This is a genomic window from Sphaerisporangium sp. NPDC049002, from assembly GCF_040649355.1.
Lineage (GTDB): Bacteria > Actinomycetota > Actinomycetes > Streptosporangiales > Streptosporangiaceae > Sphaerisporangium.
Map to the genome: position 1 here is coordinate 1 of NZ_JBEZFH010000392.1, position 2,891 is coordinate 2,891.

Below are 2,891 nucleotides of genomic sequence, written 5' to 3' on the forward strand. Positions count from 1 at the left end.
GCTCGGCGAGTTCATCGGCCGGGCCTGGGGCGACACGAACCGCTCGCTGCTGGACAGGCAGGTCAAGCTGACCGGCTTCGCGATCCACTCCAAGACCCGGGCTGGCGGTGACGCCCGCGGCCAGGGCCGTCCGGGAGGAGCGCTCGGAGTCCTTGATCGCCTGAGCGGTGAGGCGGCGGATCTTGACCCAGTCCGCGGAGCCCGGCCAGATGGTGGGCGGCACGAACTGCAGGCTGGTCGTCTTGGCGTCCTTGACCTTCAAGGCCAGCGGCACGAGATGTTCGAGCAGGTCGCGCGGGATGTCGGTGCGGAACATGTGCCGGGTGGCGGTCGCGATCTTGCCGAAGTTCGCGAGCACCACGCTGGGCGTGGCCTGGTCGAGGAGCGCGCCCATGACGCAGCGCTGCCGCCCCATGCGCGAGAAGTCGTCGCTGTCGACCCGGGACCGGCCGTACCAGAGCACGTGCTCGCCGTCGAGCCTCTGGTAGCCCGCCTTGATCGTGCCGGCCGTGCCGAAGTGGCCGCCCCACCTGATGTCGGTCTCCACGCGGATCTTCAGCCCGCCGATCGCGTCGATGAGGGCCGCGAAGCCGTACATGTCGACGATCGCGTAGTAGTCGACCTTGAGGCCCAGGGTGTAGCCGATGGCGCTCTTGAGCTCGTGGGGGCCCCTGCCCTTGCCGAGGTGGTCCTCGGCGTACTGCCAGACCTCGTTCAGCAGGCCCTGCCCCGAGTCGCCCGTGAAGCCGTTCGGGAACCTCGCGGCCAGCGGGTCGCCCTTGGGGAAGTGGACGAACTGCAGGTTGCGGGGAAGGCTGAACATCACCGCGTTGCCGGTCTTCACGTCGACGCTGGCCACGGTCATGCTGTCGGTCCGCACGCCCGTCCTGTCGCCGGCGGCGTCACCGCCGATGAGCAGGAAGTTGACCCGGCGCCGGCCGTTCCAGGGGTCCTCCTGCCTGACCGGGGTCACGGTCTCGCCCGGCACCGCCGGGTCGCTCGTGAAGATGGCGTCCGCGGTCTGGCGGACGGTCAGCATGCTGCTCGCCGTCAGCGCGAAGGGCGCCATGACGCTCACGCACAGGACGCCGACCACGATGCCGGAGGCGACCTGGCCCGCCTGGGGGAGCCGGTCGGGCCCGAGGGCGATGTAGGAGGTGATGACGAGGGCGAACCACGCCAGCGCGCCGACGGCCGCCGCGACGGTCACCGTCACAAGGACGCCGTCCTTTACGGCGAGGCCCAGGTTCGCCCGGATGACAAGCGCGAACACGACGCCGGCGACGAGGAGCACACCGAAGGCCCCGAGAAGGATGAAACCCGTGCGCCGCTGCCCCGCCCGGAGGTGGGCCGCGCCGGGGACCAGCGCGGATAGCCCCGTCCACCCGATGATGGAGGCGGTGGTGGGGGTCTTGGCGTAGCGGGGAGGCGTGGCCGCCTTCCGCTCGGGGGCGGGTTTCTCCGGGCCGTCCCCGGCCGCCTCCCCCGCGGTGCCGCCCAGAGGCGTGGTCACAAGCTCTCCCTCATGACTATCGGAATCCAGCCGCCAACCAGCGAAAACCCATGGCCGGCCCCCGTAGGTTCACGGAATTCCAGGATTCTAACCCCCATACCTGGACATCACTGACGCAAAGCCAATATTGGGGAATCGGTCGGTAACAAGTCGCTTAACGCAGTATCCGTCCTGACAACCGTTGTCAAGCGGCCGGAGCCGGACATCGGGCTCCTATAAGGTGCTGGAGGCGGGGGCGAGCCAGGTGTTGCACTGGTAGGCCTTCTGGCGCTCGTATCCCTGCCTGAACCAGCGCCCGCTGTTGGCGGGAGTGCCGTGGTCACGCGGGTATCCGGGCCAGTCTCCGACGTTGGAGAAGAAATAGAACAGGTTTCCGCGGCGGGTCGCGGGGATCGGGTAGCTCGCCGCCACCGACCTCATCCACATGCCGCTGAAGCAGTTCGCCTGGAGCTCGTACTTGCGGCTCAGCGCCAGCCTGGCGCTCTGCGACCGCGCGGCCAGCGTCTTGCCCCACCAGGAGTTGGCGAGCCCGGACAGCTGCTGGACGTGGTGGCCGTACTCGTGGGCCATCATGCCGATGATCGCGCCGTGCCAGGTGGAGAGCGAGCCGTACCCGCGCTGGTCGCCCCTGCCGCGCGCCAGCGCCGTGGTCGAGGCGTAGATGGTCGTGTTGCGGGGGCAGTAGTAGGGCACGATGCTGCCCCGCTGGGGGAAGTCGCCGCACGCGCCCCGGCCGCCGCGCGGCGTGACGGCGTACTTCGGAGGGGCGAAGGCGATGCCGGTCCGGCGCAGCGCGGGAGACCACGTCCGGCTCATGCACTGCCCCGTCTTCAGGATCAGCGCCTTCAGCTGGGCGTCGTTGAAGATGTCGGTGGCGGGGGCGAGGCAGGCGACGCGGGGCAGCGTGCCCGCCCGGTAGACGGTGTTCCCGGTCAGGGTGGTGTTCAGCGCCTGGCGGGCCGACCGGGCGGTGCCGTCGGGGGAAGATCGGGTGAGGTGCGGGATCGGCGTGTACGGGTCGGACGTCGGGAGCGCCACGGGCGAGATCGGCTCGGCCTGCCTCGCGCTCTTCAGCGCCGCCGAACCGATCACGAGCAGCACGAACACGGCGGCGACCACCCCGAGAAGGCCGCCGACCACCGCACCCGCGCTCGACTTGCGCTTCGGCGGGCGCCAGTTCGGCGCCAGATGCCCGTACGTGCCGTACGGGCCGGGGCCGTACGGACCCCGGGGCGGGCCGGGCGGCCCGTTCCATCCGGGCGGCCCGCCCGGCCGGCCGCCCGCTTCACCACCAAGAGGCCGGCGGGAGCCGAATCCGGCGCCGTGCGCTGAGAGGGGTTACCGCACGCCCTTCGCCCCGGAGGGAAGTCTCACCAGC

Annotated in this window: 2 protein-coding genes; both read right to left on the reverse strand. The window is 70.6% G+C overall.

All coding sequences use genetic code 11. From position 1 onward, the window contains the following. Positions 1-1,513: LCP family protein (locus tag AB0B89_RS35865; RefSeq protein ID WP_358562082.1), on the reverse strand; the 1,513-nt coding region annotated here is incomplete at its 3' end. Between the two features lie 213 nt (positions 1,514-1,726). Further along, positions 1,727-2,653 (reverse strand): neutral zinc metallopeptidase, encoded by a 927-nt coding sequence (locus AB0B89_RS35870; RefSeq protein ID WP_358562085.1) that lies wholly within the window; start codon positions 2,651-2,653, stop codon positions 1,727-1,729. Positions 2,654-2,891 lie beyond the last annotated feature (238 nt).